15 protein-coding genes and 5 tRNA genes are annotated in these 15,989 nt (G+C 36.4%); 17 read left to right on the top strand and 3 right to left on the bottom strand.

The features are described from left to right. The first annotated feature begins 310 nt into the window (after positions 1-310). From HMPREF3129_RS02690 to HMPREF3129_RS02740, 11 genes are all read left to right on the top strand, one after another. Positions 311-916 carry a nitroreductase family protein gene (locus tag HMPREF3129_RS02690; protein WP_017827564.1) on the top strand — a complete coding sequence of 202 codons (606 nt, stop codon included), beginning with the start codon at positions 311-313 and terminating at the stop codon, positions 914-916. A gap of 382 nt (positions 917-1,298) precedes the next feature. Continuing rightward, positions 1,299-1,862 carry a LuxR C-terminal-related transcriptional regulator gene (locus HMPREF3129_RS02695; RefSeq protein WP_109024023.1) on the top strand — a complete coding sequence of 188 codons (564 nt, stop codon included), beginning with the start codon at positions 1,299-1,301 and terminating at the stop codon, positions 1,860-1,862. Then, a complete protein-coding gene (gene uvrC / locus HMPREF3129_RS02700; RefSeq protein WP_004243286.1) occupies positions 1,846-3,678 on the top strand; it encodes an excinuclease ABC subunit UvrC in 1,833 nt (610 codons plus the stop codon). The genes HMPREF3129_RS02695 and uvrC overlap by 17 nt, the downstream gene beginning before the upstream one ends. A gap of 55 nt (positions 3,679-3,733) precedes the next feature. After that, positions 3,734-4,282 (top strand): CDP-diacylglycerol--glycerol-3-phosphate 3-phosphatidyltransferase, encoded by a 549-nt coding sequence (gene pgsA, locus HMPREF3129_RS02705; protein WP_004243285.1) that lies wholly within the window; start codon positions 3,734-3,736, stop codon positions 4,280-4,282. 141 nt (positions 4,283-4,423) lie between these two features. Next, positions 4,424-4,499, top strand: a tRNA-Gly gene (locus HMPREF3129_RS02710). 25 nt (positions 4,500-4,524) lie between these two features. Beyond that, positions 4,525-4,598 (top strand) — tRNA-Cys (locus tag HMPREF3129_RS02715). A gap of 5 nt (positions 4,599-4,603) precedes the next feature. Beyond that, positions 4,604-4,690: transfer RNA gene (locus tag HMPREF3129_RS02720), tRNA-Leu, on the top strand. A gap of 113 nt (positions 4,691-4,803) precedes the next feature. Then, positions 4,804-4,890: transfer RNA gene (locus HMPREF3129_RS02725), tRNA-Leu, on the top strand. Between the two features lie 197 nt (positions 4,891-5,087). Further along, positions 5,088-5,174: transfer RNA gene (locus HMPREF3129_RS02730), tRNA-Leu, on the top strand. Positions 5,175-5,364: 190 nt separating this feature from the next. Further along, positions 5,365-6,030 (top strand): DUF1007 family protein, encoded by a 666-nt coding sequence (locus tag HMPREF3129_RS02735; RefSeq protein ID WP_036907901.1) that lies wholly within the window; start codon positions 5,365-5,367, stop codon positions 6,028-6,030. Then, entirely contained in the window at positions 6,021-7,022 is a 1,002-nt protein-coding gene (locus tag HMPREF3129_RS02740; protein ID WP_036918462.1) for a nickel/cobalt transporter, read from the top strand. Before HMPREF3129_RS02735 ends, HMPREF3129_RS02740 begins: the two co-directional genes overlap by 10 nt. A gap of 73 nt (positions 7,023-7,095) precedes the next feature. On the opposite strand, the gene copM is transcribed toward HMPREF3129_RS02740, so the two are convergent. Beyond that, positions 7,096-7,476, bottom strand: a complete 381-nt coding sequence (gene copM / locus HMPREF3129_RS02745; RefSeq protein WP_020945778.1) for a CopM family metallochaperone — start codon at positions 7,474-7,476, stop codon at positions 7,096-7,098. Between the two features lie 409 nt (positions 7,477-7,885). Between copM and HMPREF3129_RS02750 the strand changes: the two genes are divergently transcribed. The 4 genes from HMPREF3129_RS02750 (at position 7,886) to HMPREF3129_RS02765 (ending at position 10,813) form a co-directional block, all read left to right on the top strand. Beyond that, the gene (locus tag HMPREF3129_RS02750; protein ID WP_135050041.1) at positions 7,886-8,305 is read left to right on the top strand and encodes a hypothetical protein; all 420 of its coding nucleotides are present in this window, start codon (positions 7,886-7,888) and stop codon (positions 8,303-8,305) included. Positions 8,306-8,775: 470 nt separating this feature from the next. Next, positions 8,776-10,002, top strand: coding sequence for a sugar transporter (locus HMPREF3129_RS02755; RefSeq protein WP_004248248.1), 1,227 nt, complete (start codon positions 8,776-8,778; stop codon positions 10,000-10,002). Positions 10,003-10,139: 137 nt separating this feature from the next. Continuing rightward, positions 10,140-10,472, top strand: a complete 333-nt coding sequence (locus tag HMPREF3129_RS02760; protein ID WP_004243278.1) for an SMR family transporter — start codon at positions 10,140-10,142, stop codon at positions 10,470-10,472. 35 nt (positions 10,473-10,507) lie between these two features. After that, a complete protein-coding gene (locus tag HMPREF3129_RS02765; protein WP_004250912.1) occupies positions 10,508-10,813 on the top strand; it encodes a putative hemolysin in 306 nt (101 codons plus the stop codon). 130 nt (positions 10,814-10,943) lie between these two features. Here the strand turns inward: HMPREF3129_RS02765 and dsbB are convergent, their stop codons facing one another. Together dsbB and nhaB are read right to left on the bottom strand one after the other, a co-directional pair. Continuing rightward, positions 10,944-11,468 carry a disulfide bond formation protein DsbB gene (dsbB, locus tag HMPREF3129_RS02770; RefSeq protein ID WP_004248244.1) on the bottom strand — a complete coding sequence of 175 codons (525 nt, stop codon included), beginning with the start codon at positions 11,466-11,468 and terminating at the stop codon, positions 10,944-10,946. Between the two features lie 171 nt (positions 11,469-11,639). Further along, positions 11,640-13,184 (bottom strand): sodium/proton antiporter NhaB, encoded by a 1,545-nt coding sequence (nhaB, locus tag HMPREF3129_RS02775; protein WP_004243275.1) that lies wholly within the window; start codon positions 13,182-13,184, stop codon positions 11,640-11,642. A gap of 235 nt (positions 13,185-13,419) precedes the next feature. Here nhaB and fadR point away from each other — a divergent pair, with 235 nt between their 5' ends. Both fadR and HMPREF3129_RS02785 read left to right on the top strand, forming a co-directional pair. Next, positions 13,420-14,139: a fatty acid metabolism transcriptional regulator FadR gene (gene fadR / locus HMPREF3129_RS02780; protein WP_004243274.1), complete on the top strand. Its 720-nt coding sequence runs from the start codon at positions 13,420-13,422 to the stop codon at positions 14,137-14,139. Between the two features lie 541 nt (positions 14,140-14,680). Further along, positions 14,681-15,985: a D-amino acid dehydrogenase gene (locus HMPREF3129_RS02785; protein ID WP_004243273.1), complete on the top strand. Its 1,305-nt coding sequence runs from the start codon at positions 14,681-14,683 to the stop codon at positions 15,983-15,985. The last annotated feature ends 4 nt before the right edge of the window (positions 15,986-15,989 follow it).

Below are 15,989 nucleotides of genomic sequence, written 5' to 3' on the forward strand. Positions count from 1 at the left end.
AATATACTTTGCAAGGTCTGTTATATTGAATAGTAGCCTTTGATGATACCCTTTTTTCAAATTTAAGTGTTAGGCTTAAATCAATTGTTTTCGCCTTCTTTTACGCTTAAAAACAAATAGAAAAAATAAAGGGTTATCGTATATTTGATAATACTATTATAACGATATTTTGTTATTAATAAGTGGTTTTTTCGTTATAACTGATTAATTAAAAAAGATAATTAGAAATAATAGCACAGTCTGCATACTGAACGCATTTCTTCTATAATAGATAAATAAATGTCAATGATTAGCAAATGGATGGAAAATAATGAATGTAATTGATGCAGTAAAAAACCGTCGTGCAACAAAACAGTTTGATGCTGATTTCAAAATACCACAAGAAGAGAAAAAAGCCTTACTTGAAGATGCGTTACAATATACGCCAAGTGCATTTAATCTGCAGCATTGGCGTCTTTTGGTTGTTGATGATGTTAAGCAACGTCAAGCATTAAGAAAAGTGGGTTGGGATCAGCCTCAAATAACAGACTCTGCTATGCTGATTGTTTTATGTGCAGATCTCAATGTTTGGGAGAGTGAAGTTAAAACAATTTGGCAAGATGCTACCCCGGAAGTCAGAGATATTATGTGCAGTGCTGTTGATAGTTATTATCGTAATAAACCACAAGTACAACGGGATGAGATTATGCGTAGTGCGGGTTTGTTTGCTCAAACACTGATGTTATTAGCACAAGAGCGCGGTTTTGATTCTTGTCCTATGGATGGGTTTGATTTTGCAGAGGTAGCAAAAACAATTAACTTGCCTGATCACTATGCTATCTGTTTAATGATTGCCATTGGTAAAGGTAAAGGAAAACCTTTTCCACGATTAGGTAAATTATCTTTTGATAAAGCGGTGACATTTGATCATTTTTAAAGTACTAAAGTGCTTCTTATATTTTATATAGGAAGTACTTTATTCCTATAATTAATGATTATTATATGTTATTAGCTTTGTTTTATATTTTTTATAAATGTGTGTAATTTAAATACATTATTAATTAATGCGATAAAAATAATAATTTCTTTATAATATCATTGTGGCGTGAATAAAAAATAAAAATATGGAAATTCCAACGATATTATAATAGCATTTGTCATTATAAATTTTATTACCTTGATTTATTTTTAATTTTATTAAATATTTTTAAGGATTGATATCGTTGATAAATACTCTAGTAATCAGTCAAGTTGAAATATTTAGTTTAGGTATAGAAAAATTACTTTGCCAGATTAAAAAAATTAACATTCGTAAGATTATGAATGATGAAAGTGAAGCTTTTCGTTATTGCAGACAATATTCTGTCAATCTTATTATTTTTTATTCTTTACCTACTGTCTCTTTAATAGATGTAATAAAAAGAATTAAACGTTTTTCTCCCATTATAAAAATAGTGGTTATTTCGCCTAAAATAGACTCAATACTTTCCGTCACATTGCTACAGTTAGGTATTGAAGGGTTTATCGTTATAGATTCCTCTGCTGCGAATGTGCTTCAGGCCATTCGACAAGTCTGTATTGGTCAACGTTATATTAGCCCAGAAATTGCTATGGATATTGCATTAACGAAAGTTCAAGCAGACTTAAATCCGCTACATCATCTTTCTGAAAGAGAGTTACAGATAATGTCGATGATTATAAGAGGGAAAAAAATAGCACAAATTGCACAAGAGCTGAATATCAGCACTAAAACAGTAAATAGCTATCGTTATCGAATGTTTAGTAAACTTAAAATCTCAGGTGATGTAGAATTAACTCATATAGCAGTTCGTTATGGGTTAATCGAGATAGAGAGTTACTTACAAAGTGGAAAACATATTTGATGCTAAAGCATTTCTAAGTCGAGTAACGAGTCAACCGGGTGTGTATCGAATGTATGACGCCTCAGGCACCGTTATTTATGTTGGAAAAGCAAAAGATCTGAAAAAACGATTATCAAGCTACTTTCGTGCTCAGGTGAATAGTCGTAAAACAGAAGCATTAGTAAAATGTATTGCCAATATTGATGTTACCGTGACACATACGGAGACAGAAGCGCTACTTTTAGAGCATAGCTATATTCAGCGTTATCAGCCTCGCTATAATGTGTTACTACGAGATGATAAGTCCTATCCGTATATTTATTTAAGTGCAGACAAACACCCAAGATTGGCGAGTTATCGTGGTGCTAAACATGCTAAAGGGGAATACTTTGGCCCTTTCCCTAACTCTTTGGCGGTGAGAGAAACATTAGCTTTGATGCAAAAATTATTTCCTATTCGTCAATGTGAAGATAGTGTTTACCGCAATCGCTCACGCCCTTGTTTGCAATATCAAATAGGCCGTTGTCTCGCCCCTTGTGTAAAAGGTTATGTCTCTGATGAAGAGTATGCACAGCAAGTCAATTATGTGCGTCTTTTTTTATCCGGCGATGACAGCCAAGTGATTGAAGGCTTAATTAAACGAATGGAAGAGGCAAGCCAAGCGTTACGCTTTGAAGAGGCTGCGCGTATTCGTGACCAAATTCACGCGGTAAGACAAGTCACTGAAAAACAGTTTGTGGCTAATATTGGCGATGATCTCGATGTGATTAGCGTGGCATTTAATGGTGCGATTGCTTGTGTGTATGTGCTCTTTTTCCGTCAAGGTAAAGTGCTTGGTAGTCGTAGTTATTTTCCTAAAGTACCGGCAAATACATCATTAGACGAAGTGGTACAAACCTTTATTGGACAATTTTATTTACAAGGCAGTGCGATCCGCACTTTACCCACAGAAATTTTGCTCGATTTTAATCTTGAAGATAAAACGATTTTAGCGGAGTCAATTTCTTCGATAGCAGGACGTAAGATCCATATCCAAACTAAACCCCGTGGTGATAGAGCACGCTATTTAAAACTAGCACGAACTAATGCAGCTACGGCATTAGCCACTAAGCAAGTTGAACAATCAACCATTTCTCAACGTTATAACTCGTTAATGTCACTTTTAGAGATGAAAGAGATAAAACGAATGGAATGTTTTGATATTAGTCACACTATGGGAGAGCAAACTGTGGCTTCATGTGTCGTATTTGACATGAATGGCCCATTAAAATCGGAATACAGGCGCTATAATATTAGTGGGATCACTCCGGGGGATGATTATGCCGCGATGAATCAAGTATTGACTCGTCGTTATGGCAAGTCATTAGAAGAGAGTAAAATACCTGATATTATTTTTATCGATGGTGGTAAAGGGCAATTAGCACAAGCCATTGACGTATTTCAATCACTTGATGTTGATTGGGATAAATCACACCCTAAATTAATTGGTGTCGCGAAGGGGAGTGATCGTAAAGCGGGGTTAGAGACACTATTTTTTAAACCAGAAGGCGAAGGTGTGGCACTTCCTTCTGATTCACCCGCGTTACATTTGATCCAACATATTCGTGATGAGTCGCATCGTCACGCAATAACGGGGCATCGTCAGCGTCGTGCTAAGGTTAAAAACACCAGTTCTCTAGAATCGATTGAGGGGGTGGGACCAAAACGACGTCAAATGCTATTGAAGTATATGGGTGGTTTACAAGCTTTACGTGATGCAAGCGTTGAAGAAATTGCGAAAGTTCCCACAATTTCGACCGCGTTAGCAGAAAAAATTTTTAATGCGTTGAAACACTAAGTGTATTGATGCACCATATTAATAACTCTCACTTTTCTAGGTCGTGTAGAACGCTATGCAACTAAATATTCCAACTTGGCTAACTTTATTTCGTGTCGCTTTAATTCCATTCTTTGTTCTGGTGTTTTATTTACCATTTAAAGATGCTCCCCTTATTTGTGCCATTATTTTTATGGTAGCAGCCGCCACAGACTGGTTTGACGGTTTTTTAGCCCGCCGTTGGAAACAAACCACTCGCTTTGGGGCTTTCCTTGATCCGGTTGCGGATAAGGTAATGGTTGCTACAGCATTAGTATTAATTACTGAACACTATCATGTATGGTGGATCACTTTACCGGCAGCGACCATGATCGCACGTGAAATTATCATCTCATCACTAAGAGAGTGGATGGCTGAATTAGGTAAACGTAATAGTGTGGCAGTTTCTTGGATCGGAAAAGTGAAGACTACCGCACAAATGGGTGCACTTGTTGTGCTATTATGGCGTCCGACTATTGAAGCTGAGTGGTTCGGATTTGTATTGTTATACATTGCGACGGTATTAACATTCTGGTCTATGTTCCAATATTTGAGTGCTGCATGGTCAGATTTGCGTGAAGCTTGATCGAAATGACTGAAAATTCACCGAACAGTCAAAAAGATGCAAATATAGTGTTGACTAGATTCAGGAAATCAGTAGAATGCAACGCATCGAAAGGCACAACGGTTTACAGAAATAAATAAGTAAATCAGCAAGTTCGGTAAAGCGGGAATAGCTCAGTTGGTAGAGCACAACCTTGCCAAGGTTGGGGTCGCGAGTTCGAGTCTCGTTTCCCGCTCCAATCTCTTAAGAGATTGAGCAGTTGAGGCGCGTTGGCAGAGTGGTCATGCAGCGGATTGCAAATCCGTGTACCTCGGTTCGATTCCGGGACGCGCCTCCATAAATGCCCAGGTGGTGAAATCGGTAGACACAAGGGATTTAAAATCCCTCGGCCTTTAGGCTGTGCGGGTTCAAGTCCCGCCCTGGGCACCACTCCTAATTGAGAGAGTGGTGTAAAAAGACCATAAATAATGGCATTGGGAAGTAGTTAGTCGTCCTTACCAGTAAAAATTAGTTATAATTTTACGGACGCACCACAGAATTTAGCCCAGGTGGTGAAATCGGTAGACACAAGGGATTTAAAATCCCTCGGCCTTTAGGCTGTGCGGGTTCAAGTCCCGCCCTGGGCACCATATAAAATACGGACCTTAATTTAGGTCCGTTTTTTCTTCTAACCACAACGCTGATGGTTGGTATAGGAAAAGTAGTTTTAGCGTAATAAATATTGTTATTAGCTACATAAAGTTAAAACAAAAAAATGATTTAAGTTTATTTATTATGTACTTAACTAATAAATAAGTACCAAAAATAAATAAATAAATACAATTTAGCCCAGGTGGTGAAATCGGTAGACACAAGGGATTTAAAATCCCTCGGCCTTTAGGCTGTGCGGGTTCAAGTCCCGCCCTGGGCACCATATAAAACTTTACTACTACTTTAGTAAGTTAAAAATACTAAGCCATCCAATAGGGTGGCTTTTTGCTTTCTAAACACCTCGCTTTCACTAAACCAAGTTATAACACACCTAGAATAATTTCATAAAATGACTATCATTTTATAAATCCGTGATGTTATATTATAACAAAATGTCATGGGTGGTTTTGTTTATGTGGATAGTTAATTTTAAAAATTTCTCTTGGCGAGCAGTTTCGATATTGATGTCTTTCTTTTTATTGATGACTACACCAAAAGTTTTAGCACATCCTCATAGCTTTATTGATATGCAAACAACTTTTAATACACAAGATGATAAGTTAATTGGATTAACTTTTTCTTGGGTTATGGATCCGATAACCTCAATGGATATTCTGTACGATATATATAATGCGCAACCAGAAAGTGATATTTGGAAAAAACAGGCGGCGAGATTAATGAGCAATATATTGTCTCAGAACTATTTTTCCGAGTTTTATATGGATGGGAAAAAACAAAAGTTTCGTCGTATACCAAGCCATTACACTCTTATAAAAGAGAAGTTACAGGTGAAGTTTAGCTTTGATGTGCTATTTATCACCCCATTGCCATTCGCTAAACATCATTTTGAACTTTTAACTTATGATCCCACTTTTTATGTCAGCATGACCTATCGTGACAATACACAGATCATATTGCCTTTAGAAATGATCGCTGATTGTAAACACAAACTGATTGAACCTTTTGCTGATGAAAGTTTAAAAGAATATGCACAATCATTAGATATCAATGGCTCTGCTGATAGTGATTTAAATTTAGGGCTCTCTTTTACACAACGAGTACAAGTATTATGCCAATAAATATAACGAAGGAAAGGGGATTACTAATTAGCTTACTCACAGTGATAGCCAGTTGTTTGTTATTGATTGCTTATTATTGGTCTGAACTAACTTATTTTAATGTTCAATGGCAAAAAGTTATCAATAGCTATCTTGCAGAATTAATGCAAGATATTAGCGAAAATAATTGGCAAGTAGGCTTTATATTAATAGGTGTTAGTTTTTTGTATGGGTTACTGCATGCTGTTGGCCCTGGGCATGGAAAAGTCATTATTAGTACTTATATTGCTACTCACCCGACTAAATTAAAACAAAGTGCGTGGTTAAGTGTCCTTGCTTCATTGCTACAAGGTACAGTTGCCATAGTTATCATCACTGTTATATTAATAATATTAAACCTATCAAGCTCTCATTTAAAAATAGCGAGTCATTACATTGAAAATAGTAGCTATTTATTAATTTCATTATCTGGCATTATTATTTTTATCCAGTCTATTCGTCGTTTATTGTCAGACTATAAAAAGCGAGCTTTTTATATTAAACAGGCAACACCTATCATCAAGCGATCTAGATATCTCTATAAACATAAAAGCAACCAAACAATCTCACAAACATCATGTTGTGGTCATAAACATGTGGTGACTTCCAATGAATTACAAGGGAATTGGTCGGCACAATTGTTGGTACTATTCGCTATTGGCAGCCGCCCTTGCTCTGGCGCATTGTTAGTATTGTTATTTTCTTATGCATTAAATATCTATCTTTGGGGAATAGCGGCTGTCATTGCAATGGCAATAGGAACGGCTTTAACCATTACTGCAATTGCATTAACAGTTTATTATATGCGAAATGTTGCTTATCGGTTTTCGGTAAAAAATACTAACTTATCTTTTAGGTATATGGCGGAGTTACTACGTCTATTAGCAGGAATATTGTTTATATTTTTAGGTATAGTTATGTTTAATAGTGCAATAACGTTAAATAGAGAAGATATAATGCCGTTATTTCGCTAATAGTTACAGGTTAATGACATGGCAATGTAAGAAAACGCAGACTTTCCTTAATAGAACGCCTGCGTTTCAAATATTAGTTATTTTGCATATTGGTATTATTTTTTTCTAACCATTTTTGCATTTGTTCAATTTCAGGGCCTTGTGCATCAATAATAGCTTGTGCTAATTTGCGCATTTCAGGATCAGTACCATACTTTAGCTCGATTTTTGCCATATCAATTGCTCCCAAATGGTGAGCGATCATTCCCTGCGCAAATGCAACATCTGCATTATCACTATTCATTCCTTTTGCCATATTTTCATGCATTTTATTCATTGAATCCATGAGCTCTTGGTTCATAGGAGAGTTACTCTGTGCCACATTAGTACTCATATTCATATGTGAATTATTGGCTATTGCACCAAAAGAGAGTGAACCCATTAAAACGATGGCGATAGGTAAAACTTTTTTCATCAGTGTTCCCTTTATATTGTATGAATTATTCTTATTCTAAAGATCCCCCTTAGGGGAAGGTCAAGGTTACAACTAAAAGTTTAGAATACTTTACTTTTAATGACATTTTATCTTATAAAGTATTATCAATAGACTTGAATAAATAATTGTTATAATAGCTATAATGAAAACCAGATATACTTGCGATAAATCTTATTTTTAACGCATGTCCAAATAATAATTAAAATCAGAATTTAAGTATAATAACTTAACAATATTTAAATTATAATAATAAATTATTTCTTATGCCAATAGGGCTACATGTCTGCGTAATAAAATGTAAAAATTAAAAAGAATTGTAATCAATATTGAATATGAATGACTTTAATTATATATAGATATAAAGGTGATTAGTGATGTGGGGGCTTTCATGAAACAAATAATTATTATTGCAGGAGGAATTATATCATTGACTATTATGATTGCTATTTTTGTTGCAATCTTAGTTGTTTCTGTATTTAAAGAAGATACCGTTGCTGCTTGGAATAATAGCCGTAATGTTATTGAAAACTCCTCAACACAAATCAACGATATGTTTTCTTTTGTCAAAGGTAAGCGTGATGATGTCATGGCACGTTATCAATCATTAGAAAACAGTGAAAGTTGTAATCAACTCGTGTCTAAATTAGACAGTGTTGAAAAAGCACTAGCGGAAGGTAGTTTGTTACTTCCTCGGTCATCAATTGAGCAAATTTTTGCTATTAAAAATAGCCTTAATGATAGCTCATCTCCAGCCCAAAGCTTTGCCTGTGAGCAAGCTATTCAATTTATAGACAGAATTAATCCATAAGTATTAAGCTACTGTATAGTTATTCTCTTTATTTTTATAATATAGACTCTCTATTATTAGACTAACTGCAACAATAAGCCCGTGAAGATCTATTTATAATAGCATGAAATGGTTATCATTTTTTATTAATAAAAATGTGATTCAGTAACGCTATTTTTCCTTGCCAATCTCCCTTTTGCGATCTAAATAAAATGTTAACGTTAAAAAGAAGCCAATGTAGGGATTTAATTTAGCGTTATGCCTATGCTAACATAATAGGCTGATTCGTTTTAGTCAGATGTTTTTCTATTCATTAGTTTGTTTTTATCTTTACTTATCGCTTTATAAAACACACTTTATTATCTATTCTATTTAGATGTTATAAAATATAACGATGGGTATTTGCGCTTCTTTTTATGAAATTCACTGGCAGTAGTACATAAGTATCTTTTATCTATTTATAAAATTCACTGAAAAGTATTTAAACAATTATGAATATCACCACACCCAATAGCGTTAATGAAGTAAGCCGTAAAACGGCGTGGATCAGGGTAATTATTCTATCATTTGCTGCTTTCGTATTTAATACGACAGAGTTTGTACCTGTTGCATTGTTAAGTAATATTTCTGAAAGTTTTGCCATGGTGCCGGCTCAAACAGGGTTGATGATCACTATTTATGCTTGGGTTGTTGCCCTAATGTCTTTGCCATTAATGATAATGACCAGCAAAGTAGAGCGACGTAAGCTACTGATTATTTTGTTTATTGTATTTATTCTAAGCCATGTCTTATCTGGCGTGGCATGGGATTTTAATTCGCTAATTGTAGGTCGGGTTGGAGTCGCCTTTGCTCATGCTGTTTTTTGGTCGATTACTGCCTCATTAGCAATAAGAATGGCACCCCATGGTAAAAAAGCACAAGCATTAAGTTTATTAGCAACCGGTGTTGCACTAGCTACCGTGCTGGGTTTACCTCTGGGAAGGGTGGTTGGACAATGGTTAGGATGGCGAGCTACCTTTTTGGGTATAGGTGTACTGGCGCTGATAACCATGCTTGCTTTAATGCGCTATTTACCTTTATTACCTAGTGAACATTCCGGCTCGTTAAAAAGTGTCCCAATATTGCTAAAACGAGCACCATTAGTGGGTATTTTCTTACTAACGGTGATCGCAGTAACCGCTCATTTTACTGCTTATAGTTATATTGAGCCTTTTGTTATTGATATTGCAAAATTAGATGAAAATTTTGCCACTATTGTATTACTGATTTTTGGCGGTGCAGGAATTTTGGGGAGTGTGTTATTTAGTCGCTATAGTACCAAAATGCCAACCTCATTCTTATTCTTTGCACTTATTCTCTTAACCGTATGCTTAAGTACGCTGATGATGAGTAGCCAACATACACTCACATTTATTGCCTTAATCATCTTTTGGGGGATAGGCTTTATGTGTATTGCGTTAGGATTGCAGGTTAAAGTGATTGACTTAGCACCTGATGCAACAGATATCGCCATGTCGATCTACTCAGGTATCTTTAATATCGGTATTGGGGCAGGGGCTTTGTTAGGTAATCAAGTAATATTGCACGCGGGAATGCCAAATATCGGCTATGCAGGAACAGCCTTAAGTATTATTGCACTAGCGTGGTGTGGCTTTATTTTTACCCGTTATCGTGTTGCGATGGGAGGCAAACCTCGCGAAAAAAACCGGCTCCATTAAACAAAATCTATAAATAGCATTTTAAGGCATCTATTGCGCTGAATAGATGCCTTTTTTGTTGTTCTAAAATAGATATCACAGAAATATCTTGTGATAGAATTCACAAAATTGAATTTGGATCTTAGTAGGGCGAAGAAATGAATGGATTAACTTACCTAATATTAGCCATTATATCTGAAGTTATTGCAACAACGGTGTTAAAAGCATCCGATGGCTTTAGTCGATTATATCCATCTATTGTCGTCGTGGTGGGGTATTGTTTTTCTTTTTGGGCGCTATCTCAGGTTGTGAAAGTCATGCCACTGGGTATTGCATATGCAATTTGGAGCGGATTAGGTATTGTTTTAGTTTCTGTTGCGGCTGTTTTTGTCTATCAACAAAAACTCGATTTACCCGCCATCGTCGGTATGACATTAATTATTGCCGGCGTCTTAGTGATTAACTTACTTTCCAATAGCACCTCACACTAATCAGAGATAACAGAGATAATTTAGGTGTTTTTATAATGCAAAGAAAAATGAAAGCAACGTGTTTTTTGTTGATGTTGACCAGCTTTGCGTTGCTTACTGGTTGTAGTCAATCTAAACAAGCACAAAATACCACCGCTCAAGTGATTAATAGCAATAAAACGATAGCGACCACACCTTCTATTCCTTTAGAGGAACCAGCAAAAGAGACCTGTATATTTTCTGGTGGAGTGCCTGCGTTAACTTATGAATTACACGGCGGTCAAACACCCGTTTGTCAATTTGCTAATGGTAAACGTTGTAGTGAACAAGCGTTGATTGATGGTGCCTGTATTCCAGGTTAATACGCTTGGGGATATGCATAAATAAATGATAATTAGAAAAATAGGCGCTTAATGTCTGATTAAGCGCCTATTTTTGTGATGATAATAATTTATCTGCACTCTATCTTTCTATAGCTAACAGTAGCGTATGTTAGTCTTTTTTGGAAAAAGAAGAGGTGACTTGGCTGATTAATACTAATAAACCAACAATAAAATAAGCAGAAAAGATAATTAACATCCATTGTGGCATTTCTAATGACAAGAACCGCCATTGGCTAACAGAACAATCCCCTGATGCTTGGAATACGGCAGGGAACCAATCTTGCAATGCAAACCAAGAAGGCAAGGTAACAAAGAAATCACAAGTTGCAAAAGGTGATGGATTAAGAATAAGTTGCGTATGTTCCCAAGCTAGCTCAATACCGCGGTATGAGGCATAAAGCCATAAAAAACTACCCGCCATGCGCATTAGTGTCAGTTTTGGCGAAGAAAAACCAATTAATGCGGCAACTAAGATCCCTAATACAGCAATGCGCTGATAAACACACATCACACAAGGCATTAATTCCATTCCGTACTGAAAATACAATGCCGCACCTTCAAGACCAATTGCCGTTAATGCCAGCAGTAACCATGAAAAACGACTTTGTGACCAGTGACGAAGAGCACTCAACATAACAATGTCCATGATAATATTGAAATAAGTTGTTATTCTGCCTAAAAACTAGACTAAAAAAAAGGTAAAATCTCTTATTTCACAAATATTTACATTAATAGGTGTTTTTATGAAAAAATAGGGCTTTTAAACATTAAAAGCCCTAAAAAATACTCATTTCATGATGGTTTTTTATGGAATAGCGATTAAGCCAATTTCATATAACCAATGTGTCATAGGCACGAGCCAGAATTCTACAGCCAGTAATCCTAACAGTGTCATAACGATGGTATAAGGAAGTGCCATCATCACCATACGTCCATAAGATAAGCGGATCAGCGGGGATAATGCAGAAGTTAATAAGAATAAGAAAGCCGCTTGTCCGTTTGGCGTTGCCACTGACGGTAAGTTAGTCCCAGTATTAATTGCGACACCAATATGTTCATATTGAGATTGGCTAATTAATCCTTCTTGCAATGCGCTTAATGCTTCACTGATATAGACCGTACCCACAAATACATTATCTGAAATGGCAGAAAGTAGGCCATTAAAGAGATAAAAGAGTGACAGTTGTGAAGATTCTGATGCCTGTAGAACAAATTGAATAATAGGACCAAATAGCTGTTGATCAATAATCACGGCAACAACGGAGAAGAATACCGTAAGTAATGCGGTGAAAGGCAGTGCTTCTTCAAAAGCTTTACCTAAAGCGTGCTCTTCAGTGATACCACAGAAAGTGGTGGCTAAGATAATAACAGAAAGACCAATAATACCAACCTCAGCAAGGTGTAAGGCCAGTGCAACAATTAACCAAATACCAATTAATGCTTGGATTAATAACTGGGCTTTTTCTTGTTGAGTTCGTTTTTCACTGTTCTTTTTATCGTAGTCAGTGAGAACTTTACGCACTAATTCAGGTAGCTCGGCACCATAACCAAACAGCTTAAAGCGCTCAACCAAATAACATACTGCAAGTCCAGCAAAGAAAACGGGAATAGTAACGGGTGACATCCTGATAAAGAAGGTGACAAAATCCCATTCTAAGTGTTTTGCAATGATCAAGTTTTGTGGCTCACCAACCATCGTCATCACACCACCTAATGCTGTACCAACACCGGCATGCATCATTAAGCTACGTAAGAAAGCACGAAATTGTTCTAAGGTCTGTTTTTTCTCTGTGCTATCAATAAAGCCATCATTGCTTAACTCTGCATCAGCCTGGTTAGAAGCAAAGTTATGGTAGATGGAATAGAAGCCTAAAGAAACACTGATCACCACGGCAATCACGGTTAAAGCGTCTAAAAAAGCAGATAAAAAGGCACTAGCAAAACAGAATGCTAATGATAATAAGCGTTTAGATCGAATAGAGAGGAGTAATTTTGTAAAAGCAAATAGAAGTAATTGCTTCATAAAATAAATACCCGCAACCATAAAGACCAGTAATAAAATGACTTCAAGGTTGTTGGCTATTTCATGACCTATTTGTTTCGGCGTTGTCATACCAATAATGACGGCCTCAATAGCAAGTAATCCCCCTGGTTGTAGCGGATAACATTTTAATGCCATGGCTAAAGTGAAGATAAACTCAACAACGAGTAGCCAGCCAGCAATGAAAGGGTCAACAAAGAAAAAAATCAGTGGGTTGATGATTAAAAAAGTAATAATAGCAAGCTTATACCAATCAGGGGAGTTCCCCATGAAATTTTTCAGTAATGCTTGTCTTATACTCATATCCATTATGTTTTTTATCCTCCGAATAGAGATTTTAGGCGCCTAAAATGCGCAATCTAGTCATAATACGCTCTAATCGCTGTGAAATTAAGCGTATTCGTAAATAATAAATTGATAAAACAGTGTCATGTTTTATGATGCCATTCACTATTTAGCGATGGTTGAGCTATATCAAAATTAAGCATTCTGATATTATCTTTTCTATTATTAGCAGAAAAAACGCTTCGGAAGAAATAAAAATATGGTTATTAAGGCTCAAAGCCCCGCAGGTTTTGCGGAAGAGTACATTGTTGAAAGTATTTGGAACAACCGTTTTCCACCAGGTTCTATTCTGCCCGCAGAACGTGAGCTTTCCGAATTAATTGGTGTGACAAGAACGACATTGAGAGAGGTTTTACAACGTTTAGCTCGTGATGGTTGGTTAACTATCCAGCATGGAAAACCAACCAAAGTGAATAACTTTTGGGAAACGTCAGGTCTTAATATTCTTGAAACTGTCGCGCGTCTTGATCATGATCGCGTGCCACAATTAATCGATAATTTATTAGCCGTAAGAACGAATATCTCAGCAATTTTTATTCGCACGGCATTTAAAAATAATCCAGAAAAATCCCTAGAAGTGCTGACTCATCAACTAACGACTGAAAATAGTGCTGATGAGTTTAGTGAGTTGGACTATAACATTTTCCGTGGTTTGGCATTTGCCAGCGGTAATCCTATTTATGGATTGATCTTAAACGGACTTAAGGGATTATATACCCGTGTAGGGCGTTATTATTTCTCTAATGTTCAGGCGAAAGAGTTGGCGCTATCATTTTATAAAAAATTGGCGTTGCTATGTGAACAAAAAGATACTGAGCATGTTATGGACTGCGTTCGCCAATACGGAAAAGAGAGTGGCATTATTTGGCATGAGCTTCAATCGCCACTACCTAGTGACTTAGAAGAAGTAAAACGTTAATTCATCGCGTTTATCCTGTCTTAACATCAGCATTGGATCTTATTGATCCAGTGCTGATTTTTTATTATCCAGAAAATGGTAGTAATAGAAATATGATGACTATTATTGGAGAAGTGAAAGAATAGCGGGCTAAAAACAGCAAGCCTAGTTTAACCATCCATTTTTAGGTGATACTTTAATTTGGCTATTTTTAGTAAAAAAAATTTGAAACATATCTCATCTTAATATTATATTCTGATAATAATAATTTTTTTGGTTTTTAATAAAAATCGCATGATGGGTTTTTATTAGCTTATTTCATTTATATTTGAATAATATATTTATGTATTATTTTTATAAAAAGTGCTAAATACTCTATCAACTTGATTTTTAAATAGAATTAATAATTACTCTGCAAAACTAACACTGTTATTACTAATTAAATGTGATTTGACTCTAAAATTTGCTTTTTTGTGGTGCTAGATGATTATTCTGTGCTGGCTTTTTGTGTATGGAATATTATTCTTATGTTATATCAATGTAAATTATTTGGAGTCTAGCCATGAAAGTGATCATCTTAGGTGGCGGCGTTATTGGTGTAACAAGTGCGTGGTACTTAGTACAACAAGGGCATGAAGTCATTGTTGTCGATAGGCAAAGTAGTGCGGCAGAAGAAACGAGTGCAGGTAATGCAGGGCAAATATCTCCGGGTTATGCAACACCTTGGGGTGCTCCGGGTATTCCATTAAAAGCAGTAAAATGGATGTTTCAAAAACATGCACCTTTAGCGATCCGACCTGATGGCTCACTGTTCCAATTACGCTGGATGTGGCAAATGCTACGTAATTGTGATGCTTCTCATTATGCGATGAATAAGAGTCGTATGGTGCGTATTGCTGAGTATAGTCGTGATTGTATCCGTCAATTACGCCAAGATACCGGTATTGAATACGAAGGGCGCCAAGGGGGAACGTTACAGCTATTTCGTGATCAAAAACAATTTGATAATGCCGCTAATGATATTGCTGTATTAAAGCAAGAAGGTGTGGCTTATGAACTGCTAACAGCCGAGCAACTAAAATCAGCAGAACCCGCTTTAGAGCATGTGAGTCATAAACTTACCGGAGGATTACGTCTTCCTAATGATGAAACGGGTGATTGCCAAATCTTTACTAAGAAGCTGGCTAAAATGGCTGAAGAGGCAGGGGTTACTTTCTTATTTAATAAAGAAATAAAACACCTACTTTTTGATGGTGATAAAGTCACCGGTGTGCAATGCCATGATGGTTTATTGACCGCAGATCACTATGTTGTCGCCATGGGATCGTACTCGACTGAATTTTTGAAAAACAAAATCACAATTCCGGTTTATCCTTTAAAAGGCTATTCATTAACCATGCCTATTATTGATGCAAGCAGAGCACCAACATCCACTATTTTAGATGAAACATATAAGATTGCGGTGACTCGCTTTGATAATCGCATTCGTGTGGGCGGTATGGCGGAAGTGGTAGGTTTTAATTTGAATATTTTAAAATCACGTTGTGAAACGCTCAAAATGGTTGTTCAAGATCTCTATGAGGGTGGTGGTGATATCAGTAAAGCGACATTCTGGACAGGCTTAAGGCCAATGACGCCAGATGGTACACCGATAGTTGGGCCAACCGCATATCGTAATTTATCCCTAAATACGGGGCATGGTACATTAGGATGGACGATGGCATGTGGCTCAGGACAACTGTTAGCTGATTTAATATCAGGTAATAAAACGGCAATTGCTGCAGATGATCTCTCCGTGTTCCGTTATATCGATGGATTTAATACTAAATTGCTCCGTCCAGGGCAAAAACTTGACGCTGTTTATTAATTAA

This window comes from Proteus sp. HMSC14B05 (assembly GCF_001808035.1).
In the GTDB taxonomy this organism is placed as follows: Bacteria; Pseudomonadota; Gammaproteobacteria; order Enterobacterales; family Enterobacteriaceae; genus Proteus; species Proteus mirabilis.

Excerpts from the sequence above, each read along its gene's own strand:
- pgsA (WP_004243285.1), top strand. The coding sequence starts at position 3,734 with ATGCAACTAAATATTCCAACTTGGCTAACTTTATTTCGTGTCGCTTTA.
- HMPREF3129_RS02690 (WP_017827564.1), top strand. The coding sequence starts at position 311 with ATGAATGTAATTGATGCAGTAAAAAACCGTCGTGCAACAAAACAGTTT.
- HMPREF3129_RS02760 (WP_004243278.1), top strand. The coding sequence starts at position 10,140 with ATGAATGGATTAACTTACCTAATATTAGCCATTATATCTGAAGTTATT.
- copM (WP_020945778.1), bottom strand. The coding sequence starts at position 7,476 with ATGAAAAAAGTTTTACCTATCGCCATCGTTTTAATGGGTTCACTCTCT.
- nhaB (WP_004243275.1), bottom strand. The coding sequence starts at position 13,184 with ATGGATATGAGTATAAGACAAGCATTACTGAAAAATTTCATGGGGAAC.
- dsbB (WP_004248244.1), bottom strand. The coding sequence starts at position 11,468 with ATGTTGAGTGCTCTTCGTCACTGGTCACAAAGTCGTTTTTCATGGTTA.
- HMPREF3129_RS02695 (WP_109024023.1), top strand. The coding sequence starts at position 1,299 with ATGAATGATGAAAGTGAAGCTTTTCGTTATTGCAGACAATATTCTGTC.
- HMPREF3129_RS02735 (WP_036907901.1), top strand. The coding sequence starts at position 5,365 with ATGTGGATAGTTAATTTTAAAAATTTCTCTTGGCGAGCAGTTTCGATA.
- HMPREF3129_RS02750 (WP_135050041.1), top strand. The coding sequence starts at position 7,886 with ATGAAACAAATAATTATTATTGCAGGAGGAATTATATCATTGACTATT.
- HMPREF3129_RS02740 (WP_036918462.1), top strand. The coding sequence starts at position 6,021 with ATGCCAATAAATATAACGAAGGAAAGGGGATTACTAATTAGCTTACTC.
- fadR (WP_004243274.1), top strand. The coding sequence starts at position 13,420 with ATGGTTATTAAGGCTCAAAGCCCCGCAGGTTTTGCGGAAGAGTACATT.
- HMPREF3129_RS02755 (WP_004248248.1), top strand. The coding sequence starts at position 8,776 with ATGAATATCACCACACCCAATAGCGTTAATGAAGTAAGCCGTAAAACG.
- HMPREF3129_RS02785 (WP_004243273.1), top strand. The coding sequence starts at position 14,681 with ATGAAAGTGATCATCTTAGGTGGCGGCGTTATTGGTGTAACAAGTGCG.
- HMPREF3129_RS02765 (WP_004250912.1), top strand. The coding sequence starts at position 10,508 with ATGCAAAGAAAAATGAAAGCAACGTGTTTTTTGTTGATGTTGACCAGC.